Origin of the sequence: Actinotignum saccati (assembly GCF_051265055.1) — a bacterium.
Taxonomy (GTDB): Bacteria; Actinomycetota; Actinomycetes; order Actinomycetales; family Actinomycetaceae; genus Actinotignum.
Genome location: NZ_JBOZCC010000009.1, coordinates 46,269 through 66,345 on the forward strand (window position 1 = coordinate 46,269; position 20,077 = coordinate 66,345).

General features: G+C 59.1%; 17 protein-coding genes. 7 read left to right on the forward strand and 10 right to left on the reverse strand.

Translation table 11 applies throughout. The features are described 5' to 3' along the window. The 3 genes from ACRQEC_RS07765 to ACRQEC_RS07775 all read left to right on the forward strand — a co-directional run bounded on the left by ACRQEC_RS07765 (position 1) and on the right by ACRQEC_RS07775 (position 6,661). Positions 1 to 2,574 (forward strand): DEAD/DEAH box helicase, encoded by a 2,574-nt coding sequence (locus ACRQEC_RS07765; protein WP_284890424.1) that lies wholly within the window; start codon positions 1 to 3, stop codon positions 2,572 to 2,574. Next, positions 2,571 to 5,474, forward strand: a complete 2,904-nt coding sequence (locus ACRQEC_RS07770) for an SNF2-related protein (RefSeq protein ID WP_284890425.1) — start codon at positions 2,571 to 2,573, stop codon at positions 5,472 to 5,474. The genes ACRQEC_RS07765 and ACRQEC_RS07770 overlap by 4 nt, the downstream gene beginning before the upstream one ends. A 413-nt stretch (positions 5,475 to 5,887) precedes the next feature. Next, entirely contained in the window at positions 5,888 to 6,661 is a 774-nt protein-coding gene (locus ACRQEC_RS07775) for a hypothetical protein (RefSeq protein ID WP_284890426.1), read from the forward strand. Between the two features lie 56 nt (positions 6,662 to 6,717). Here the strand turns inward: ACRQEC_RS07775 and ACRQEC_RS07780 are convergent, their stop codons facing one another. The 8 genes from ACRQEC_RS07780 to ACRQEC_RS07815 all read right to left on the reverse strand — a co-directional run bounded on the left by ACRQEC_RS07780 (position 6,718) and on the right by ACRQEC_RS07815 (position 13,539). Then, the gene (locus ACRQEC_RS07780; protein ID WP_284890427.1) at positions 6,718 to 7,314 is read right to left on the reverse strand and encodes a hypothetical protein; all 597 of its coding nucleotides are present in this window, start codon (positions 7,312 to 7,314) and stop codon (positions 6,718 to 6,720) included. Then, entirely contained in the window at positions 7,302 to 7,874 is a 573-nt protein-coding gene (locus ACRQEC_RS07785; protein ID WP_284890428.1) for a Panacea domain-containing protein, read from the reverse strand. Before ACRQEC_RS07785 ends, ACRQEC_RS07780 begins: the two co-directional genes overlap by 13 nt. A gap of 286 nt (positions 7,875 to 8,160) precedes the next feature. Further along, a complete protein-coding gene (locus ACRQEC_RS07790) occupies positions 8,161 to 8,373 on the reverse strand; it encodes a hypothetical protein (protein WP_284890429.1) in 213 nt (70 codons plus the stop codon). Positions 8,374 to 8,422: 49 nt separating this feature from the next. Beyond that, positions 8,423 to 10,186 carry an ATP-binding cassette domain-containing protein gene (locus ACRQEC_RS07795; RefSeq protein ID WP_284890430.1) on the reverse strand — a complete coding sequence of 588 codons (1,764 nt, stop codon included), beginning with the start codon at positions 10,184 to 10,186 and terminating at the stop codon, positions 8,423 to 8,425. Positions 10,187 to 10,375: 189 nt separating this feature from the next. After that, positions 10,376 to 10,636: a hypothetical protein gene (locus ACRQEC_RS07800; protein ID WP_284890431.1), complete on the reverse strand. Its 261-nt coding sequence runs from the start codon at positions 10,634 to 10,636 to the stop codon at positions 10,376 to 10,378. A gap of 393 nt (positions 10,637 to 11,029) precedes the next feature. Continuing rightward, positions 11,030 to 11,938: a trimeric intracellular cation channel family protein gene (locus tag ACRQEC_RS07805; protein WP_284890432.1), complete on the reverse strand. Its 909-nt coding sequence runs from the start codon at positions 11,936 to 11,938 to the stop codon at positions 11,030 to 11,032. Positions 11,939 to 12,124: 186 nt separating this feature from the next. Beyond that, entirely contained in the window at positions 12,125 to 12,940 is an 816-nt protein-coding gene (locus ACRQEC_RS07810) for a DNA-processing protein DprA (protein WP_284890433.1), read from the reverse strand. Positions 12,941 to 13,044: 104 nt separating this feature from the next. Next, the gene (locus ACRQEC_RS07815; protein WP_284890434.1) at positions 13,045 to 13,539 is read right to left on the reverse strand and encodes a Panacea domain-containing protein; all 495 of its coding nucleotides are present in this window, start codon (positions 13,537 to 13,539) and stop codon (positions 13,045 to 13,047) included. Between the two features lie 274 nt (positions 13,540 to 13,813). Here ACRQEC_RS07815 and ACRQEC_RS07820 point away from each other — a divergent pair, with 274 nt between their 5' ends. Beyond that, the gene (locus ACRQEC_RS07820) at positions 13,814 to 14,044 is read left to right on the forward strand and encodes a hypothetical protein (RefSeq protein ID WP_284890435.1); all 231 of its coding nucleotides are present in this window, start codon (positions 13,814 to 13,816) and stop codon (positions 14,042 to 14,044) included. After that, complete coding sequence (locus tag ACRQEC_RS07825) at positions 14,022 to 14,663, forward strand: hypothetical protein (protein ID WP_301575069.1); 642 nt, start codon at positions 14,022 to 14,024, stop codon at positions 14,661 to 14,663. Before ACRQEC_RS07820 ends, ACRQEC_RS07825 begins: the two co-directional genes overlap by 23 nt. A 32-nt stretch (positions 14,664 to 14,695) precedes the next feature. On the opposite strand, the gene ACRQEC_RS07830 is transcribed toward ACRQEC_RS07825, so the two are convergent. Continuing rightward, positions 14,696 to 15,718, reverse strand: coding sequence for an endonuclease/exonuclease/phosphatase family protein (locus ACRQEC_RS07830; RefSeq protein WP_051278324.1), 1,023 nt, complete (start codon positions 15,716 to 15,718; stop codon positions 14,696 to 14,698). Between the two features lie 22 nt (positions 15,719 to 15,740). Beyond that, entirely contained in the window at positions 15,741 to 17,714 is a 1,974-nt protein-coding gene (locus tag ACRQEC_RS07835) for an acyltransferase family protein (protein ID WP_284890437.1), read from the reverse strand. A gap of 139 nt (positions 17,715 to 17,853) precedes the next feature. Between ACRQEC_RS07835 and ACRQEC_RS07840 the strand changes: the two genes are divergently transcribed. Continuing rightward, positions 17,854 to 18,888, forward strand: a complete 1,035-nt coding sequence (locus tag ACRQEC_RS07840; protein ID WP_284890438.1) for an ABC transporter ATP-binding protein — start codon at positions 17,854 to 17,856, stop codon at positions 18,886 to 18,888. Beyond that, positions 18,885 to 19,805 carry a hypothetical protein gene (locus ACRQEC_RS07845; protein WP_284890439.1) on the forward strand — a complete coding sequence of 307 codons (921 nt, stop codon included), beginning with the start codon at positions 18,885 to 18,887 and terminating at the stop codon, positions 19,803 to 19,805. Before ACRQEC_RS07840 ends, ACRQEC_RS07845 begins: the two co-directional genes overlap by 4 nt. Positions 19,806 to 20,077 lie beyond the last annotated feature (272 nt).

Genomic DNA, 20,077 nt, shown 5'->3' on the forward strand with positions numbered 1-20,077 from the left:
ATGCGCTACGCCCTAAAGGACTACCAACTTGCTGCAGTACGCCAGGTCTTGGCTCAGCTTGAGACCGCACATGACCTTTACCGAAAGAGCCAATTAACTTCCCAGTTTTCGCTGTCAGCAGCTACCGGTTCCGGGAAGACGGTAATGGCAGCTGCCGTCATTGAAGCGCTGTTTTTCGGCAACGAAGACTTGGATTTCTTGCGGGACCCCGGCGCGGTAGTGTTGTGGTTCTCAGATGACCCATCATTGAACGAGCAGTCCCGCGCACGCATCCACTCGGCCTCTCCAGAACTTGGCGCACGGATGACGATCGTTGAGACAAATTTCGCCGAGACAAAGCTACGCCCCGGAAACGTCTATTTCTTGAACACGCATAAACTTGCAAAGAATTCGAGGCTTGTTCGAGGAGTCGATTGGGAAGCAGATAACTCGCTTACATCGCTTTTACCGCCTCCTGATGAGTACCAGCAAACATTTTATGATGTGCTGTCAAATACGCTATCCGATCCGGATATCACACTGTATATGTTTCTCGACGAAGCACACCGTGGAATGGGAAAGCCTGCGAAAGATCGCAGCTCCATTGTGCAAAGACTCATTAATGGCGAACGGCAAAACAAACCCATTCCAATCGTTCTCGGAATTTCCGCTACCGTGGAACGTTTTGATCTTGCTATGAAAGCTATCGGCACTGCTGGCGGCCGGGTTGCGCTACCGCCCGTAACAGTAGACCCACAGCTGGTCCAAGAATCAGGTTTGTTGAAGGACGATATTGTTCTTGAAATTCCTTCCGAAAGCGGAACTTTCGACACGGTTTTATTGCGTCGCGGAGTGGAAAAACTACGTAGATCAACGTACGAATGGGCCGAATATGCTCGCGAACAACATGACGGAGAACCTGTTCTTCCATTAATGGTAGTTCAGGTCCCCGACAAGTCTGGCCGCGATGTATTCACTCGTATTTGGGACACTATCTACGAAGCATGGCCGGAACTTCCGACCACAGCTTTTGCTCACGTCTTTGGTGAGCATTCCGATATTCCCCTGGGGCAATTCGTTATTCCCTATGTGGAACCTCAGCGCGTCCAAGAACAGAAGAACATCCGTATTCTTTTGGCTAAAACCGCTATTTCTACCGGCTGGGACTGTCCGCGCGCTGAAGTTCTCGTGAGTTTCCGGCCCGCAGTTGACCATACGCATATTACTCAGTTACTCGGACGCATGATCCGCACGCCACTGGCGCGGCGTATTCCCGGTAATGAACTGCTGAACTCAGTCGATTGCCTACTACCCTTCTTTGAGCGAAAGACCGCCGAAGCTGTAGTGAAAGCCTTGGTGAGCGGTGGTGACGCTCAAAGTGGCGTTGGGGCTGGGAAACGAGTGCTCTTCGATCCTGTTCTACTGCACCCGAACGCAAATATCGACCCCGCAGTTTTCGAAGCGTTCGCGAAACTCCCATCGCTGACAATCCCCAAGGTCACAGCTAAACCAATTCCACGCTGTACCGCCATAGCCGCAGCATTAGCAAAAGATGGCGTGGTGGAGGGCTGCGTCGCCAAAACCTACGCAAAGCTGTGTGCAGCGCTAGATGGGCGTGCTGTTCAATATGCAAAACAGGTGGATGCTGCGCGCCAAGACGTACTAACAATGAACGGTGAGGAGATCCGCACCAAAGTCGGTTCCGCGGAGGTGAAATCTTCGAGGGCGTTTTCAGTGGCGGCCGACACCCGAGCAATTAATGATTCCTACCGATCCGCGGGACGTTCTTTATCCAAGCAATTGTGCGCAGCGTACGTTGACCACCTTGTACCATTCGATGAAGATGACGATAAGCTGCTTGATGCCCACGTTCGAGTTGCGGCTCTTGGAGCTGTTCCCGAAATCGTTAAGGACATCGAGGCAGAAGCAAACAAGATCGCCAGCGAGCTTCTAGACTCCACACGTGTCGCGCGCAAGAACTTAAGGGATGCGGACCAAGCCATTTATGATCACCTTGAGGCGCAAGCATCCACTCCGCAGCTCACAGAACTACTGCTACCCCGGGAAGCTCAAGTCGACACGAGAGTTCTTCTCAAAAACGGGTCCGAAGAGAACTTGCCCACCGACAATATGCACCTTTTAGCTGACGAAAACGGTGAGTACCCATTCAAGCTCAACGAGTGGGAGAGACATGTTCTATGTACTGAAAAATCGCGCAGTGGCTTCAAAGGTTGGTATCGTAACCCCAGCCGAGGCGGACAAGATTCGTTGTGCATTCCGTATGAAGATGACGGTTGGAAGGCTTTGCGGCCCGATTTCATCTTCTTCGCAGATGACGGCCACGGGGGTGTCGCCGTCGACATTGTAGATCCGCATGGTTACCATCTTGCAGATGCTTTGCCTAAGCTTCGGGGGTTTGTTAAATACGTACGGAACCATGCTGGTGCTTACCGCCGTGTCGAAGCGGTAGCAGTACTCAATGACGGCAGACTCCGAGTTCTCGATATAACGAAAACATTCGTTCAAGAAGCAATTCTCGAGGCAGAAACTGCCCAAAGCTTGTATAGCTCTGCAGTGGCCTATGACTACCAGTGATTACTAGCGAGGAAGATATTACTTTGACAGGCATCCACGAAGGCATGAGTGCATACCACGCGAAATTTTACGCGCATGAATTGGCACGTTCTTTTGCCTCCGACCACGTGGGAAAACTGGCCGGCCTCTTATTTGACGCACAAGTAGAGCCGAAACCGCACCAGATTGATGCCGCGTTATTCGCACTGAAGAACACCACTCTCTCCGGCGTGATTTTGGCTGACGAAGTTGGACTCGGAAAAACAATTGAGGCCGGAATCGTAATCTGCCAATATTGGGCAGAACGTAAGCGCAGAATCCTGATCATTGCACCGTCGTCTCTGCGTCAGCAATGGAAACAAGAGCTAGGTGAAAAATTTGCCCTTTCCGCAGCTCTTGTAGACCGCTCGAATGTAAATAAGCTATTAGGGCCAAACTCTACCGAGCAAATTCTTATCTGTTCCTATGAATTCGCAATGCGTCACGAATTGAAGCTATCCCGCGAATGGGACTTAGTAGTGGCAGATGAAGCTCATCGACTCCGCTCATTTTGGACAGGTAAAACAAAGACAGCAAATGCTATTGCGACACTCATGGAGCAAGCCCGGAAGGCGCTGTTGTTAACCGCGACACCATTACAGAACAGGTTAGAGGAGCTGTTCGGATTAGTCTCGGTCTGCGATCCGAAGTTTTTTGGCTCCTTGGACGCTTTCCGCGCCCGCTACATAGACGGAAGCGATGAGTACGGAAATGATGATCTCGCGGAACGTATACGATTAATTGCCAGGCGAACACTACGGAAGGATGCAAATAAGTACATCCGTTTCACAGAGCGCATACCGTTAACGTTAGAATTTTCACCTTCCGCAGACGAACAGAAGCTATATAGTCTCGTTAATGATTACCTCAGTCGTGAACACTTGTGGGCTTTCGAAGGATCACAGCGTCAGCTTTCCGCTCTGATTATCCGCAAACGCCTTGGTTCGTCTACCTACGCAGTGGCTTCGACGCTTGAGAACATCGCCTCGCGTTTAGAGGACGAAATCTTATCAGGAAAAATTGAACAGAAAGCGATTGATCCCGACATAACAGATGAGGAAGCAGAAGCTTTCACTCTCGCAGTGGGTACGCATGGCTTAGAAAGTTCATCAGCACGGGAGGCAGCCCTCGCCGAAGTTGAAGAGCTTCGAGAATATGCATCATTAGCACGAAGCATCACTGTCAATCAAAAAGCCATAGCCTTGCTCGGCGCGTTAGACCAAGGATTTGCAAAACTTGCCGAGATCGGCGCTCCGCAGAAGGCTATTATTTTCACCGATTCCACGAAAACTCAGGAGTACCTCGCGCGAATGCTTCGCGAAGCGGGTCGCGGGGACGGTCTCATCCTCTTCAATGGGCAGAATACATCACGCGACGCTAACGATATTTATCAGCAATGGCTCGAACAAAACGAAGGTTCGGATTTGATAACTGGAGTCCCCGCCGCAGATCGGCGTAAAGCTCTGGTTGATGAATTCCGCGACCGCGGCACACTAATGATCGCTACGGAAGCGGCAGCTGAAGGTATTAATCTGCAGTTTTGCTCGATGCTCGTAAATTATGATTTACCGTGGAATCCGCAGCGGGTTGAACAGCGGATCGGTCGAGTCCACCGATTCGGACAGAAATTTAACGTCGTCGTTGTCAATTTTTCCAACAAAGAGAATCTCGCTGAGAAACGTATCCTGCAGTTACTAACGGAGAAATTCCAACTCTTCACATCCGTTTTCGGTGCTTCGGACGAGATACTTGGATCCATCGAAGACGGGTTGGATGTAGAGAAATCAATTGGACGGATTCTCGACAAGTTCAAGACCGCAGAAGAAATCAGTCGAGCTTTTGATGAACTAGAAGCACAGTATTCCCACCAAATTAATCAGGAAATGGAAAAGGCCCGCGCAAGGGTTTTCGATAATCTAGATCCGCATGTACAGGACAAACTTAAATCCTATGACGCGCAAACTGGTACCGTGCTCAATGCTTTTGAACGACTACTACTTGCCGTAACGCGTTACCAGTTGGCAGATTACGCCGAGTTTGATCAAGCCACCAGTGGTCGGCGCTTTATTCTTACCACTCCGCCAACCGCCAACGTAAAAACTGGTAAGTATTATTTCAAAGACAAACCACATTCGGGCGCTTACCAATACCGCTACAACTCACCTTTAGGCCAATGGGTAATAGGAGCAGCAAAAGCTGCTGAGACACCGCTGGCTGAGCTCTTCTTTTCGCTTTCTGATTCCGCACGTGTTTCTGCGACGATGAAAGACCTGGCCGGTAAAAACGGCCTTCTTGTAGTGAATGAAGCAACGTTTGCCCTCGACACCGGTATCAATCCAAATCAGGAACAGTATCTACTGGCCGCTGGCCTCACAGATGAGGGAAAAGAACTAGATGAAGAAGACGTACGATCATTGCTAGATTTAGCGGTCTCAAAGATTAAGCCGTTAAATACTTTGGCCAGCACCGATTCTGCACATATCGAGTTAATTAAAAAGAGGCTTGCACACCAAGAAGAAGCACTCCACTCCGATTTCGAGAACCGCACAGCTACCTTCTATTTTGAACAGGAATCATTACAGGATTCCCGATTGAAGGACTTGCGTGCTGAATACATGGCACGCGTGCGAGATTTTCAAGCGAAGGAAAAGAAAGCACGCAAAGCAGCTGAAAAGGAACAAGAAATGACCGGGCGACTAAAGTACGTAAAAGAAGCCCGAAAATGGAAAGCTAAAGCAGAAGCGGAAGAAGATGCTTACCGTGCAGCACGCAACAAACTTCAAACTCAAGGCGAAGACTACCTAACCATGATCGAATCAGCCCTATCGGGGACTATAGAGCATGAACATTTGTTCACAATTCGGTGGAGTATAGAAGCATAGCAGTTCTCGGTTAGTTTCTCCCCAGAGTCACATCCAAATCCGCGAATACAGCACGTTTTTCCAGAGCAGTCGGCGTTGTGATGCCCACCCGTATTTAATCCGCGAAATAGGCGCGTGGCTACTACCCGATAACGGGCCCGTCGCTGAGAGATAGTGCGGGCCAAGTGCGCAGCGCGCGGAGGTGCGGCGTCGTCGAAAAGAATGATGTGCGCGGAGATACAGGCGTGCGTTGCTGTTTTGTGCGCGGATGGCTCGGCCGGGAGAGCAGTGCGGAAAGGAAATCCCTGACAGTGAATGGTCTGCTTGAGGAACATGTTCAAGGCGGTGTACATGCCGGGGCTGAGGCGAGCGAAGCGCCGGCCTGACCTGCCTGCCTGGAATCTGGGCCGCTCGTTGCGGCGGTAGGATGAAGCATGGCATGGAACAATGTGGCCCGCGGTGTGGCGGGGATATGTGCGGTGTGCTTGCTGGGGGCGTGCACGAGTAGCAGCCAGGCCCCCGCGGCGGGATCGCGGAGCGAGACCGGCGCGGCGTCGTCGGCCTTGAAGGAAGATGCGGGTGGCGGGGCAAACGCTGCAAGCCCAAGCGCCTCGGCGGCGGAACAGAATGCAGGCAGCGGTGACACCAGCGAGGCGATTGCCCGCGAGGCGCTGAGGTTCGTGGACGAACTCGCAGAAGCGGAGATGGGAATTATCCACTGGGACAATACCAAGGGCGGCCCGGAGGACCTCAATTACGTGGGCGAACGGCGCATTGCAGTGACCTACTCGGGCGACGAGGCGAGTGACTATACCGTGCGCACGCGGGTGCCGGACGATGCTGAGGGCGGCCCCGTTCTGAAAAGCGATATGCGTTTCCTGATTGAGCATGCCAATTTTGGGCCGGCGGACGAGAGGGGCGTCTCCCACGGGAGCGTGCGCGAGGGAACCGCGGTGCCGGCCGCCGATAGTCGCCTCCTCGAGGGATGCTCGGAGGGTGACGGGTGGATCATCACGCGGGGGTGGGTGGCATACAACCGGAACACCGATGTGATTGAGTCTTTCGACTTCACGGTAAAGAAGCCGGGCGCCACGATTGCGGTGCGCCAGTCGGATGGATCAACGCGGGAGGAAACTCCGGCCTGCACCGTGGTGTGGGACTTGACCGCGGCAAACGGGCGGGTGATTGAGAAGCCGATGCCGAATTAGGGCGCATGAGGGAATAATGGAGCGGGCCGAGCCAGTGGGTGATGAGCTCAGTCAGGTTAGACGCCAAGACCCGCCGCAATTTTTTCGAGTGCATCGCGAATCTCTTGACCAGTCACGTACATTGTTATCAGGTCGTTTTCCTGGCGTACCGCTGGTTTAAAACCATACTTTTTGCGATAGTACTGAACTAAAGCGTCATCGCCAGTATGCAAGACAAGATACCTGGCGCTAGAAAACCTGATGCTATCCAGGAAACAAGAAAAAACGCCGTACATCATGAGAACACCAAATGGTGGCTTCCCGGCACAAGAAGCATCGAGAGCAAATTTTCCAAGCAAAACAGCCGGATGCATTTTATAGGAGCCAGCGGTACCGCCATTTTTCGGATCGAAATACTTGTCTCTGCGCCGGACATCATCGCACAATACCGAGTACGAGGAAAGACAAAAATACCCGAGAGGAACGTTGCTGTTTTTCGGAAGTACCACCCACACTCGGCAAAGATCTTCGCTATCCGCGCGCAGGGCATGACGGCGCAGCCAGGTTCCGTGATAGTCGCCATCGCCAAGCGTGGAAAAAGACGAAAGATCATGGCCTGCGCTAATTTGGGTAAGCTCCAGGCCATGCTTCGATAACAGGCTCATGCCCGACACAGCGCCAAAATATCCTCAACGAAGGACCCGTGATCGAAATCGGCAACAGGTTCCTCTTCAAAAACCGTCACCGCTCGCTCAGGCAATTCCAACCCTTCCGGGACTTTTTTAGCTATGAAGTGATCGATAATATCGGAGCTAGGGAGATCGGCCCGCTCGCTTCCCTCTACCCGGTTATTCCAGGCAGTAATCCAGGGCTGTTCTTCATGAGTCATATCCCGAAGCTCCCACCTATCGTGCGGGCTGTAGTAATCCCACACGGCCTCAAGAATCTCTTTTTCATAAAGAGAAAACTCAGCAGGTGAAAAACCGTGACGCTCCTGGGCACGTGCAAGCGGCTCTTCCGTCACGTCAATGGTTTTAGCATGAGCCGAATATAGGTCGGATATGACAGGCCCGTGCTTCATCGCATAAAAACGTTCGCGGAAAAGGGGCCGGGCAGTTTCGTAGGCATACCACCCGTAAGCATAGAAGCACAACTTCTGCAAGGTAATAGCGGGAATGCTTCGCGTAGGAGATTTCCGAATAAAAAACCGCGCAACATCAAAAACGGTGATCATACCTACCCCCTCACAGCCCTTGAAAACCGACAGAGTCTCCTACCCCAGCTTATTGCAAAAATGTGGCATCGTATACATTATCCGCAGCACATTTTTTACGACGACGCGGGGGGGGTGGCGCAGCCACCCGCCCCGTCGCCTTGCCAACAGCCCAATAATGATAGGTAGTCTCTTCCCCGCGCAGCGACCAACAATTCCCGAAGCGCCTGCGAGAAATCTGGGCGAATGAGGGAGCGGTACAGGTGGCCAGCTGCGTAATGGCAGTACTCGTTTGAGAGAGTACCGTTTAGACGAGAGTGTCGAGGAAGGTGAGGGCGTCGCGGAGATTATCGAAAACGGCGCCGTCTTCCGGAAGTTCGCCGGCCATGATCTTCTCCGCGTGTTCAATTACTTGCTCGGTGAGTTCATTCGGTACGTATAACTCACGTGGAGTACTTGGAGGTGCCTGGCCGTTGGTATGCGTATCAGCCTGATTAAGCATCGAATCTGGAAACTCCATTGGGGCCACCTCTTTCGCGCGGTTGGATTTATGGTGTGCAAGATTGAGACTACCGGGTGCGGGTGGGGAGGTGAAGCCCCTTCGATTCCGGAACGGTAAGACGCGAGTTCGGTAGGTGGAGGCGTGGGCCGGGCCAGTGGGTGATGAGCCAGCGGTCGTGCGTGGCGAGGATGATCGTGCCTGGCCAGCGGGCCAGGGATTCCTCGAGAGCGTGCATGGCGGCCAGGTCAAGGTAGTTGGTGGGTTCGTCGATGACGAGGACAGCAGGCTGGGCCGCGAGCGCGAGAGCGAGCTGGGCGCGGCGCTGGTTACCGGCCGAAAGCTCGGGGATCGGGGTTGCCCACATGGATGGGTGCAGGATGCCGGTACCCAGATCGCCAATGCTAGAGTTCCAGACCTCCGGGTTAAAACCGGGATCTCCGCAGCGCGGGAGGCGTTGCGGGACGAACGCTAGCGGGCCCGCGCAGGAGAGAGTGCCGGAAGGCTGCGCGGAGGGTGCCACGGCAGGCTGCGCGACGGTAGCAGACGCAGTGAGGCGCAGAGAGTCGGGCGATACCGCGACGGATGACGTAGCAGGCGGCGGGGTGCCGGTGGCGATCCAGGTGAGGAGCGTGGATTTGCCGCTGCCGTTGGCGCCGGTGACCACGAGGTGCTCGCCGTGGGAAAGGTCGAAGGTAACCGGGGCGAGGCGGCCGGGAATCGCTGCCGCGCGAGCAGATACCGCGAGGCCGGCGGATTGGCGGGCAGGCGCACCAGCGTAATCCGGGAACGCAAAAGTGTATCCGCGGGGTTTGCGTACTTCCCGGGTGGCGAGGGCTTCGAGTTTACGGTCGTCGTGGCGGGTGCGGCGGGTGGCCGTGCTCTGGGCACGGTCCGCGAAGAATTTCTTCGCCTTGCCCTCCGCATTGGCCAAGCGCACCCCGCCCCGGGCAATGCCACCAGCCGTCTGGCGATGCGCGCGCAGCTGCGTCTTTTCTTCTTGTTGGGCCAGGTAGAGCGCCCGGTAGCGCTGCTCCGCATCGCGCTTGGCTTCAAGATAATCCGTGTAAGTACCGCGGCACTCCCACACCCCGCGCACCTCGCCGCCAGCTTCAGCACGCGCCAGCTGCGCCCATACACTCACATCCATATCCACAATGAGCGTGGCAACATCCTCAATAAAAGCCCGATCATGGCTGGACATGAGCACCGGGCCCGGCCAGGAACGCAGCATATGGCTGAGGTATGCACTCGCCTCCACATCCAGATGGTTGGTGGGCTCGTCCAAAATAAGAACCTGCGGGCGGGCCACCAGAGTGACAGCCAAGTTCAGCCGCGCGCGCTGACCCGGGGAGAGCGTGGCCAACTCCCGCGAGCGCCCGCTCCCGGTCAACATTTCCAGGCCCAGACCAGCCAAAGCGTCGTCGACCCTGTCCTCGAGCGACCACAGGTCCAGGCGGGTGATCTCGGATAATAGCCGGTCGTATTCGGCTGCGACCGGGCCGCCCTCCCCCAGGCGTGCGCTGAGCGTTTCGAAACGGGCGAGTAGTTCCCGCGCGGGCGCGAAGGTGCTGTCGAGGAAGTGAGCGACGGTCGCGGCGGCGTCGTCGTTCGGCACGGGGTTCCACGGGATGGTGCTGGCGTCGGTGCGGGTGACGGTGCCGCGTTCGGGGCTGAGGTGACCTGCGGCGATGCGCAGCAGGGTGGTTTTGCCGCAGCCGTTCGGGCCGATGAGGACGGCGCGGTCGGCGGTGGCGAGGCGCAGGGTAATGCGGTCGAGGAGCGGGCGGGCGGTGTAAGAAAATGAAATATTATCAAGAATGAGGGCAGGCATGGTGATCTCCTTGGACGCGGGTGCGGGGTGCGGCGTCTCAGCGGGGCTGAGTGGGGATCACAGCGACATCGGAACGATGGCCTCCTTCGGCGTGGGTTGTAGTCCCGGTTACATAAGTAAATGTAGCGACGGCGTGGGCGGTGGGTCAATCACGCTGGCCGCGAGAGGACACTTCCCGCTGCGCTTCGGCTAAGAAAAACGTTTATTGGCGCCCTGGCGAGTCATGCCGAGCACGCGGCCGATGGCGGACCAGCTTTCGCCGGATGCGCGCGCTTCTTCTACCGCGGTATCGAGCTTGCGGTTCGCGGCGTTGAGCTCGATATTCGCGAGCAAGACACGCGTGAGTGCCTGGCCGAGCGGCGCGCCAACCGTATTGGGGCCGCGACCGCCGTCGGCTTTTTCGTAAAAATCCGCGGCGGCAAAAGCTTCTTCGCTTGCTTCTTGGGTCACATTGGTAACTGTAGTTACCGCGCGGGCGGTGGGTCAATGGGCAGCGAACGGGGCGCAAATGGTGCGGCTGCGCAATGCGCGCAGACTGAAAGTCTGGACGCCAGACTCATAGTTAGACTCACAGTTTCACAGCCTTAATTGATAGTCTGATGCTATTTTTCGCAGTCTGCGTGTGAATTTTAATAGTCTCAAGGCGATTTTGGCAGTCTGAATTATAGTTAGCAGCCAAAACCGCCGCCAGACATCGAAAATCGGGGGAACACTTTTAAATGTCTAAGAGTGTGATTCACAGTGTGACCCGTAACATTCGGACGGGCAGGGCGTGAAAACCACGACGTATACCCTTTGCGAACGGGGTGTTGCACAAGGGGTGGCTGATTAACTGCCCGAGGATTACCCGCCACTGGAAGGTTTCCCGGAACCGCTCGGCCCGGAATCGCCGGAGCCGCTCGAGCCGGAAGAATTCGCTTGGCTCTTCTTGCTGAGCGCTCGCGCGCGAAGCGACTGGCGGGATTGGTTGCGGCGTCGTACCGCACGTTCCTGGCGTTCGGCGCGCGCCTGGCGGCGATGCTCCTCATCACGCAAGCGATGCATGCGGCGACTGAGCGAAGAACTCACGTGCTGGAGCGTGTCATTGACGGAATAGTCGCGGTTCACGGGCAGGGACCACTCGAAAACGCGAGCCAGAATCACCAGCAGGGAAGCGAGCAGCGTAGAAACCGCCATCGCCAGCATCGGCGCGTGGTTGTACCACAGCACCACCGCCGGGAACGCCGCGATAAGCGAAGCCGTGGCGTAGAGAGTATTGCCGCCGAAAATCACCGGGGTGCGGCCCACCGTGATGTCGCGGATAAGCCCGCCGCCCACCGCAGTAATCATGCCCATCATGACAGCCGGCATCACACCCAGCCCCGCGTTGAGAGTTTTGATCACGCCGGTGGCGGTCCAGGCGCCCATCACGGCGGCGTCCATGACCGTCATGAAACGCCGCACCCATTTGCCGCGCAGGCGCAGCAGGTAAGCCACCAGCGCCCCGAGCAGGGCACAGCTGAGGTAGTACGGATTGGTGAGCGCCACCGGCGGTTCCTTGAGAAGCGGCGCCTGCTGGATGAGGACATCGCGCAGCATGCCGCCGCCCAGGGCGCTGATAATCGCCACGATAACGAAACCGACGATGTCGAAGGACTTTTCGCGGGCCACCATGCCGCCGAGGATGGCCGCCACGAACACCCCGAAAATATCTAAGAGGTCAAAAACAACCGGAGACCATTCCGAGAGCGTATCCAAATCCACGTCTTCCATTCTAGGGGACTGAAGTTTTCAAGGAGTGGGATTGGGGTGGTGTGGTAGAGGCGCTGGAGGAGATGTTCCGTGGTACGCAACAACCGCGCCATCGCACTCCAAGCTCTCGCAGAGTGATCTAGGATCACGTGAGCGCAAAGAGGTTATAGGCGCGGGCAATGTGCGCCAGGGCCTGGAGAATCTCCTTCATAGTGGAAGCGATATACACGCCAGGATTACCCACGAGCTTGCGCGCCCACTGCGTTTCGCGAGCCACGGGCGCAAGGAGATAACGCTGCGCCCGTGCGCTAATGCAGAGCGTACGTGGTTACGGGTCCCTGAATATTCACCGGCAGCCACCACAATGGTTGCCTGGGAATATCCGGACATGGTGGCGTTGCGCATCGGGAAAGACGCCTTGGTTGGCGCGACACCCGGCTCGAACTGGGTGAGGACCAGACCCCCGCTCTCAATAATTCGCGAACGTAGCTGGATGTTTTCGGGCGGATAGGTGATATCGATACCGGTTCCCATCACGGCGATGGTGCGCCCACCAGCCTCCAATGCCCCTTCGTGCGCCGCGGTATCGATGCCGCGTGCCAACCCGCTGGTAACGCTATAACCTTGCTCAACCATCATCTGGGCGATCAACCGGGCACGTTCGCAGTCACCCCGTGTGGCCTGGCGTGAGCCAACAATAGCAACAGCCCGGTCTACAGGATCAATCTTGCCTTCGTAGTAGATGAGCAAGGGCGCATCACGAACCTGGGCAAGATACTGGGGATAGTCATGATCCAAGACCGAGAGGATCTTGATGCTGCGCTCTTGCCAGGTAGCAATATCGTGAGCGGCTTGTTCGCGTTCAAGCTGGCATGGCAGGAGCGCGCCCGGATCAACCTCCATGAGGGCAGCGTCAATTCCTTCGTAAAGCAGGGTGGCGAGGCGTACCGGCTGCGTGATCTTCTTATTGGTTTTACGCGCGAGCGCAAGAATATCGGCCAGCTGGCTCATCGTTGTTGTCACCCCCTATCTGTGGTTTCCACCTTAGCGTTGCTGTCATATTCGAGGCCTGCCTCCAACGTGACCGGGCCACTTAACGCACAGTGGGAATACAGCACGAAGGGTAGCTAACTGTCAAAGTTAGTACCCCGATAGAAAGCCGCCTCGTAAGGGATGCTCTCCCCGAGGCTCGCGCCTGCCCAGGGCGCTTCGCGGCGGGACAGCGCTTCCAGCTGCGCCCGGCTCAAGCGTGAGTAGGTCCGGCGAACTCGCTCCAAGATGACCCGATCACCCTCGTCAAAAACCGACATATCTGGCTCGCGCAAGCCTTTGTATACACCCGTGGCACGCGACTCCGTGTTCTTGTCTTTTTCCGCTATCGCGAGCAACCCGCGTTCCGCCATACCCTTGGCAATATCGAGGTAGGCTTCGGGGGCCGGCCCCATTCTGCGATTCCGGTAGGTATCCCCGGTAATGGAGACCATCGATTCCTTGTACTCGAAGCGATCAAAATCGGCATAGTAGAGGAGGCTGGCCAGTTTTTGGCTCCCATGCACGGCATCGTCTTCTTGCGTTGCCGCCAAGAACAAGATGGTGTTTTCGTACTTTTCTACATTGACCACGATGCCTCCCCGCTCCTGCGTTTAGCCTATCGTCTTACCGGGGCCGACTAAAGGTTTCCCGACTTGACTCAAAGTAGTCAGGTTGCCAAAACCAGTCAACGAGAACGGCAAGATCGCGCAGGCTATTCGATGGCTGGCTCAAGTTATCCACAGAATTACTCCGTGTTTTTCCACAGGTTGTGGGTAGCTCTTTTTCGCACTTGCATACCGTGCAAGAATGACGGAGAAGCACGCATAACTACTTCGCCATGAGGCGATTGAAGGAGTGAGACAAATGGATATTGCTGAGGATCGGCTGTGCTTACCAGACCGTGTTTACAACTCACTGGAGGAGGTTCTCGAGCGCAAAGAAGAAATCTTGCAGGAGGTCAGAATGACCCGGGAAGAATTCGACTGGCGTGCCGATAACTACCAGCTCGGGCCAAAAGAAACTAACGCCTACTTCGAAATGGAAATCCTGGATCGCTTCGAGGAGTTGTACCGTGGTGAACGCACATTTGAATGAGTGCGCCGATAAGTTCGCGGCGCATCTACAGCTAATTGGGGAGCTCATTGACCCCAGTTTCTCGCTAGTGAAACACGAAACCGCAAAGGCGGCTTTCCCGTCAAAAATCCTGTCGGGAGATATTCGCGTTGATCGTTTCCTCATTGTCCGCTTCGATTACGAGGTTTTCCTCAATTCGAAGACCGGGCTTCTAGCTGTCAATGAGTCAACCTTCTCAGTGATTCACGGGAGGGTTGGAAAAGAGCCGCTGGTGCGGTGGGATTATATTCGCTCACCGCGGTCGAATATTCCCTGTGCGCATGTCCAGGTGCATTCCCACCGTGATGAATGGACACATGCTTTGCTCCTGGGCGGCAAGCATTCCCGCCGCTCGCGCCGGCGCCTCAAGAATGCGCTGCGCACTCCCCGGATTGCCGATGTCCACTTCCCGGTAGGTGGGCGCAGATTCCGGCCCTGTTTGGAAGAAGTTCTTCTTTTCGTTATCGACGAGTTCGGGGTGGCCTGCACGCCCGAGGCACGTGAAGCGCTCCAGCGCGGCATGCGGGAATGGGAAGAGATTCAGGTGCGCTCCGTGGTGCGCAACAACCGTGCCATCGCACTCCAAGCCCTCGCGGATTGAACCGCCTACGTTACCTGTCTGTCTGAGGGTTACTAGACAGGCTTGAGCCGCACGATGATGCCGCGGTGGTCGCTGGCGTTATCCGGGTCGATGATCTCCCCGGCCACCCCGCGGTAAGCCCCCGAACTCATAACCCGATCAATCGGCGAGGCCAGCAGCGCGGGCACCGTGGTAGGCCAGGTCCCCACCGCCCCGATACCGGCGTCGGCCCCCAGATCGCGGCAGGTAGAGCCGGGGCTGAGGGCAGCCTGGTGGTCCGCCGTCGAATTAAAATCCCCTGCAACAACCGCATCCGGCACGGCCTCGCACACCCGGTACAGCGCCCGCGCCTCCGCGCGCCACAAGTCCATATACGCAGGTACCGGTGCTGTGGGATGCCCGGCCACGAACATCGGAGCATCCGGGCGCGCCCCGCCGCGCGGCGCCGCCGCCACCGCACGCGACACATCCTCCCCGTACGTCTCACTCAGATCCACCGCTTCATACTCCCCGCGCGCGGCAGACACCAGCAGCACCGAGGACCGCCACGCGGCGCTATACCGCGACACCCCGCCGTCGAAAAGCTGATAGTCCGCCCCGCGCGCGGCCAGTTTCTCCTGAATCTCCGCGCCGGCCTCGCTCGACGTTTCAATAAGCGAGACCGCATCCGCACCCACCCGCACAATCGCATCGGCCAGGTGATCCAGGTCCACGCGCCCGCCCTCCGTGTTGTATTGCACCACGGTAAGCTCGCCGGCCGCGGGCGCGCCGAGGGTCTCCCGCTCCAGCCCGCGTCCGCTCAAGGTTCCGGCATGCGCCAGGGCCACGAGTAGTAGTACGACGGCGCAGCTCACCGCCACGCGCCCACCCCCGAAATACCTACGGACCGCGCCGAGCAGCCCCACCGCGAGCGCGGCGATGAGCATCCCGAGCGCGAGTGCCCCGCGGCTGGACATGATCTGAGCCCCGGGCACCACGGTGGCGAGCCGGGCAGCCGGACCGAACCAGGCCGGCTGCACCGTGAACACCGCGAAGGCGGCCAGGAGCAACCCGAGAAGAGAACTAAGAACGCGCACCGCGCCTACCTTTCCGGCTGGCTTAGGCCCCGCACAGGGCCTGCTGGATAAGGGTAGCGAAGTGCTGCTGCCCGGTGGGTGTGAGATGGATGCCATCGTCGCGCAGGAATTCCTCGTGGCCTTCGGTGGCTGCCCACCAGTCGATAATGCCAACGTTGGGGTGGGAGGCGGCATAGGACTTGAGCAGCTCGTTATTGGGGTTTTGGGCCTCCAACGGGCTGCGGTTCGTCACGAAATAGACGGGCAGGCCCTGGGCGGCGTCCACAAGTTTTTGAATATCTGCCTCGCTGCCGATGAGCCCATTTGAGCCGAGGGCGTAGATAAGCACCCGCGGTTTCTCCCCCAGAGCTTGGCGCTGGGCAAAGACCTCCGCGCCGGCAGCGAATTGGCGGCTGACCTTGCCGTCCACCACCGAATTGGGGAGGACTTCCTTGAGGGCTTCGGTGGCGCCCAGGGTGACCGAATCGCCGATCATCACGGCGTTTGCGGAGCAAACGCCGGTGGCCGGGTCCTTGGCCCAGGCTGACGTATCCAGGTTGGCCGGGACTTGGGTGGCGATGGGCTGGAGGGCACTTGAGCTCGGCGTTGGAGTGGGAGTCGGCGTAGCCGGGGCGGAGATAGCAGGCGCGGGCGCGGCGAGCTCGGGGCGCAGCGCCACCGCGCGGGAATCCGCGAGGCGCTGCCAGGGAATCGGCGCGAAAGCCAGCAGAGCCACGAGCAGGAGAGACACCGCGCTGAGCATCGCGAAGATCGTGCTGCTGAGGTGGTGCTTGCTCACCAGGCTGCGCCAGGTGCGCCAGTTACGTGGGCCGGTGCGCCACGCGCGCATATCGCTGCGCCACGCGCGCAGGCCAGTCCACCAGCTGCGCAGGCCCGTGCGCCAGCCGGCCCGCGCCAGGCGCGCGCTCGGTTGCTCCACACAGCGATAAAACAGCTCCGCCACCAGGCCCACCACCAGCAGCTGCCCGACTTTGGCCGCCCCGGAAATCTCCGCGGTGCGGGTAGCCGGATTCATGAGCAGAAGCAGCGGGTAGTGAACCAGATAGAGGGAGAAGGACCGGGAACCCAGGTAAGCCAAGGGCGCGCTGGCCAGCACCCGGCTCAGGCCGAGCCGCGGGTTGTGCACGGTGAGCACAATGAGGGCGGCCAGGAGCGCCGTCGTCGTTAAACCACCCGCGTAGGTGAGGGCCGATTCGCCATCCGCCCATACAGCCAGCGCCAGCAAAGCCAGGAGAGCGGCGCCGGTGCCCACCCGCAACGCGAAAGCGGCGGTGGCGGAATGGGTGGGAGGCTGCGGCGTCGTCGTACTATCCGCGCGCGGCCACAACGACGCAACATACGGCGAAACGAGAGCCGCGAGCGCGCCGATGAGGAACTCGGCGGCGCGGGTGTCCAGGCCGTAGTAGGCGCGGGTGGAATCCGGGCCCGCGAAGAACAACACGGCCATGAGCAGGGCGGATGCGAGGGCCAGGCCCGCCACGATCCGGAGCGTCGAATAGCGCACCCGGCGCAGGGCCAGCAGGATAAGCGGCCAGACCAGGTAAAACTGGGCGAGGACCCCCAGGTACCACAGGTGGGTGAGCGGGGAGGGCAGCCCGGACGCCGCGAAATACGGGACCTCGCGGAAAATATAGACCCAGTTGCTCGCGAAAAGCGCGGCGGGTAGGGCGTCGGCCTGGACTTTCGGGAGGAGGCTGGGCGCGATGAGGTAGCTGAGGAGCGCAGCCCCCGCGATGGTGACGAGAACCGGGGGCCACAGGCGCAGGAGGCGACGGCGCAGGTAGCGCCGGTAGGAGAAGCGGCGTTCGCGGCTCAGCTCGCGCAGCACGCTGCGGGTGATGAGGAAGCCGGACAGCACGAAGAACACCGTGACGCCCACGAAACCGCCGGTGAGCAGCGCCGGGCGCATGTGATAGAGCACCACCGCGATGATCGCGAGCGCGCGGATGCCGTCGAGGGCGCGGATGCGGGTGGTGGTGCGTGAGGATTGCGGCATAGGCACATTCTAGGACTGCGCGAATACGGGGCGGCGAGACACGGGGCGGCGGTGCGTCCATGAGATGAGCGCCACCGGGGAGCGGGCGGGGCGACTGTAGAATTGTGACGTTGCCTAATCCAGCACGAAAGGACTGCCTGTGATAACAGTCGAAGCCCTGACGAAACGCTACGGTGCGACCACCGCGGTCGATAACCTCAGTTTCCAGCTCCAACCCGGGAAAATCACCGGGTTCCTCGGCCCGAACGGTTCGGGCAAATCCACCACGATGCGTTGCATTATGGGGCTGGATCGCCCCACCTCCGGGCGCGCCCTCATTGCCGGTCTGCCTTACGAGCAGCTCGCCTCCCCGCTCACCACGGTGGGTGCGCTGCTGGACGGCAAGGCCTTCCACGGCTCGCGCAGCGCGCGCAGCCACCTGCAGATTCTGGCGGCCACCCACGGGATTCCCGCGCGGCGCGTGGACGAAGTGATCGAGCTGACCGGGATCGGGAGCGTGGCCAAGCGCAAGCTCAAGGGCTTCTCGCTGGGCATGGGCCAGCGGCTCGGGATTGCCGCGGCGCTGCTGGGCGACCCGGAAGTGCTGCTCTTTGACGAACCCGTGAACGGCCTGGATCCGGACGGGGTGCGCTGGGTGCGTCTGCTTATGCGCACGCTCGCGCAGCAGGGCCGCACCATCTTGGTCTCCTCGCATCTCATGAGCGAAATGCAGCAAACCGCCGACGACCTACTGGTCATCGGGCGCGGGCGCATGATCGCCTTCGGGCCCATCGAAAGCTTCACCGAGGCAGCGGCGAACACCACCGTGCTGGTGGCTTCCCCGAACCGGGCCGGCCTGGAGGGCGCGCTGCGCGCGGCCGGGCTGGACTTCCAGGATGCTAGCGAGGTTGCGGCACCCGCACCCGGCACAACCGCCGCGCAATCCGCGGCGCCCACGGCCAGCGCAGCCGCGGCGCCCGGGGAGCACGCCGCACCCGCACCCATCGCCCGTTTCGCGATCCCGGGCGGTTCGCGCGCGGACATCGGCAAAATCGCCTTCGAGGCGGGGGTGCAGCTGGACGAACTGGCCACCATCCACCGCTCGCTGGAAGATATTTTCATGGACCTGACCGGCCACGACGTCGAATACGGCGCGGGCCGCCCCGCCACGAACCTCCCGGGAGGCCACCAATGAGTACCGCTTTTGTTCCCGCCGGGCCCGGCACTCCTGGCCCCGGCACTCCCGGCGCTCCCGGTGCCGCCGCGCCGCAGCTAGCTCAGCTCCCCCCGCGCATCAGCCAATTCGCCGCGCCGAGCTACCGCGTCACGCTGGGCCGCTCCGTGCGCTCCGAGCTGCGCAAAATCCTCACGCTGCCTTCGCTGCGCTGGACGCTCATCATCGGCACCCTCTTCTCGCTGGCGATCACCGCGCTAACCGCCTGGGGTTCCAGCGAGCTCGAACTCAACACCTACGCCACCGCGATGGGCGCGGAGCATTCGCTCGCCGCCTACGTCCTCATCAGCGCAAGCAGCATTTTCCAGATCATCATGGTGGCTTTCGGCGCCGTCACGGTGTGCTCGGAATACGCCGCGAACACCATGCGCTCCACCGTGAGCGCCGACCCGCGCCGCTGGCGCAACGTGGCCGCCCGCACCCTCGCGCTCAGCCTGGTTGCCCTGGTCACCACGCTGGTGCTCCTGGTGCTGGGCGCCGTGGTGGGCACCCTCTTCGGCCTCACCATCGGGTTCAGCGGCGACGCCTGGTGGCTCTACCTCAACTTCATCATCGCCATGGTCACCTCCGCGTGGATGGCCCTGGGAATCGGCTACCTGCTGCGCAGTTCGGCCGGCACCATCGTGCTGATTCTCGCGGTGATGATGCTATCCCCGGTGCTCGCGCTTATTCCCTCCGAGTTCGTGCGCAGTTTCGTAATCCCCTACCTGCCGCCGATGCTCCTCACCGCGGCGCTCAGCCCGCCCGGCCTCAACGCCGGCGCCGACGTCACCTCGTTCACGGTCTCCAGCCCGGCCATCGGCCTGGGGTTGTGGTGCGCGCTGGCGGTGGTGCTGCTCGCGCTGGGTGGCTGGCGCTTCTCGCGTTCTGACGTGTAGTCGCGCCTGAGCCGCGGCGCTTTCCGGCGCAGCGCTTTTTAGCACGACGACGCAGGTGGGGCCCGGGCAATCGCCCGGCCCCCACCTGTTTCACTAGCCCACAGCCAACCCCAACCGGTAGGAAGCTCCGGCCTGACTTGCACAGCCTTAGTGACCCACCACCCCTCAGCAGCCGGCAGTCGGGTCACTAATCTGCACGAGTCAGGCAAACCGGCGAATGACGGGCAACACCACCTTCCCGAGCAAAACCCGTCCTGAGTGACGGAGAACGA